General features: G+C 69.1%; 2 protein-coding genes and 1 rRNA gene. 1 reads left to right on the top strand and 2 read right to left on the bottom strand.

Features of this window, described 5'->3' with window-relative positions; translation table 11 throughout:
• Positions 1–95, top strand: a 5S ribosomal RNA gene (gene rrf / locus ACQKIP_RS45405); the annotation flags it as partial.
• Between the two features lie 93 nt (positions 96–188).
• Here the strand turns inward: rrf and ACQKIP_RS45400 are convergent.
• The gene (locus tag ACQKIP_RS45400; protein WP_365860185.1) at positions 189–860 is read right to left on the bottom strand and encodes a response regulator transcription factor; all 672 of its coding nucleotides are present in this window, start codon (positions 858–860) and stop codon (positions 189–191) included.
• Positions 857–2,155 (bottom strand): sensor histidine kinase, encoded by a 1,299-nt coding sequence (locus tag ACQKIP_RS45395; RefSeq protein ID WP_427745675.1) that lies wholly within the window; start codon positions 2,153–2,155, stop codon positions 857–859. Before ACQKIP_RS45395 ends, ACQKIP_RS45400 begins: the two co-directional genes overlap by 4 nt.
• Positions 2,156–2,295: the final 140 nt, after the last annotated feature.

Raw genomic sequence — 2,295 nt, 5'->3', positions numbered from 1 at the left:
AAACGCCCGGTTACATTCCGAACCCGGAAGCTAAGCCTCACAGCGCCGATGGTACTGCAGGGGGGACCCTGTGGGAGAGTAGGACGCCGCCGAACTATCATTGACGGGAAACCCCCGCACCTTATGGTGCGGGGGTTTTCTGCGTTCTGGACCCGTACTTACTCCGGTTCACTCGGCCCTACTCCGGCTTACTCCGGGCTCACCAATTTCGTGTCGTACGCCAGAATTACCGCCTGGACCCGGTCTCTCGCGCCCGTCTTCGCGAGAATGCGTCCGACGTGAGTCTTCACCGTCGATTCGGCGAGATGCAGCCGGCCCGCGATCTCCGCATTCGTCCAGCCCTGCCCGATCACCGTCAGGATTTCGCGCTCCCGTTCCGTCAGCGAAGCCAGGCGCGGGTCCCGTGACGGGTCGGCGTCTTCGCCGGTCCGCGTCGGCAAGTGATCAGCGAAGGCGTCGAGGAGCCGGCGGGTCAGGCTCGGGGCCACGACCGCGTCCCCCGTGGCGACCGCGCGGATACCGGAGAGGAGTTCCTCCGGCAGGGCGTCCTTGATGAGGAAGCCCGATGCGCCCGCGCGCAGTCCCGCGTACGCGTATTCGTCGAGGTCGAACGTCGTGAGGATCAGTACCTTGGTGCGGTCGCCGGCGGCGACGATGCGGCGCGTGGCCTCGATGCCGTCCAGGCCCGGCATGCGGATGTCCATCAGGGCGACGTCCGGGTGGAGTTCGGCCGTCATGCGGACGGCCTCGCTGCCGTTGCCCGCCTCGCCCACCACCTTCATGTCGTCCTGGCTCTCCAGGAGCATGCGGAAGCCGAAGCGTTGCATCGGCTGGTCGTCGACGATGAGCACGGTCGTCACTGAGCGGCTTCCTTGGGGAGATGGAGTTCTACGTGCCAGCCGCCCGGCGGTTGTCGCAGCGGGCCTGCCTCAAGTGTCCCGTCGTAGAGGGCCGTTCGCTCGCGCATTCCCGTGATGCCCCGCCCGGACGATCCACGGAGGGTGCCCCCGACACCCGTGTCCGTCACCGCCACCCGCACCCCGTCGTCGCCGTACTCGACCTCCACGTACGCCGTCGCCTCCGGGCCGCCGTGCTTGAGGGTGTTCGTGAGGGCTTCCTGGACCACGCGGTAGACCGCGAGTTGTCGGCCCGCCGGGAGGGAGTCGGGGCGGCCGCGCACCGTGCTGCGTACGGGAAGGCCCGCGGCCCGCACCCCGTCGATGAGTTGGTCGAGGTCGGTCAGGGCGGGCTGGGGAGCGAGCGCCGCGGCCTCGGGGGCGTCCTCGCGCAGTACGTCCAGGAGCCGGCGCAGCTCCGTGAGGGCCTGGCGGCTGGTGGTGCCGATGGCCGTGAGGGCCTGGGCGGCGCGTTCCGGGGACTTGGCGGCGGCGTAGGAACCGCCGTCCGCGAGGGTCGTGATGACCGAGAGATTGTGGCCGATGATGTCGTGCATCTCGCGGGCTATGCGCGTGCGTTCGGCGTTGGTGGCGAGCTGTGCCTGCTGGTCGCGTTCGACTTCGAGCTGCTTGGCCCGCTGTACGAGGGATGCCGTGTAGTCCTGGCGGGTGCGGACCGCGATGCCGAGGAGCGCGACGACCGCGTAGCTCATCACCGTTGAGCCGACCGGCTGGTCCCAACTGCCCTGCGGGTAGCGGAGGTGGCCGATGACGGCGGGCGCCACGGTCAGGCCGTACGTCCAGGCCAGGGTGCGCAGCCGCAGCCGCATCGCGATGTTGAAGACCACGATGAGCGTGTTGAGCTGGCTCTGGAGGACGGCTCCGGTCCAGTTGTTGGCGACCCCGGCCAGGAACATCACCCCGTACGCCAGAAGGGGATGGGTGCGGCGCCACAGGAGCGGCAGCGTGACGGTCAGCATGATCGCGTACGGGAGCCAGGCCGGCAGGTCCGTGTTCTGGGCGATGTTCCGCCAGCCGCCGCCCATCACGTCGATCATCCCGACGAGCACGAAGAACCCGGTGAGCAGGACGTCCCAGACCACCGGGCGCCGCCGGTCCAAGGCGCGCACCCACTGGATGCCGCGCTCGACGTACCGCGTCAGCGGCTGGGCGCCCGCGGACCAGTCTTCCTGGTCCGGGGCGCCCTGATCGCCGCTGTCGGTGGTGCCCTGCGGCGTGCTCCGAGGGGTCACGGTCACGCCTTCATCCTCGTACGGGAAACGCTCATACGTCGTGTCGCTTCAGCAGATACGCCGCTGTCGTCAGGGATGCCACCGCCCATGCGCACAGGGTCAACAGGGCCGTACCGGGCGAGAGGTCGCCGGATGTGGTGTGGACG

This window comes from Streptomyces sp. NPDC059900 (assembly GCF_050270335.1).
GTDB lineage: Bacteria > Actinomycetota > Actinomycetes > Streptomycetales > Streptomycetaceae > Streptomyces.
The sequence above is the reverse complement of the archived record's forward strand: the minus strand, read 5'-3'. Positions and strand labels throughout refer to the sequence as shown.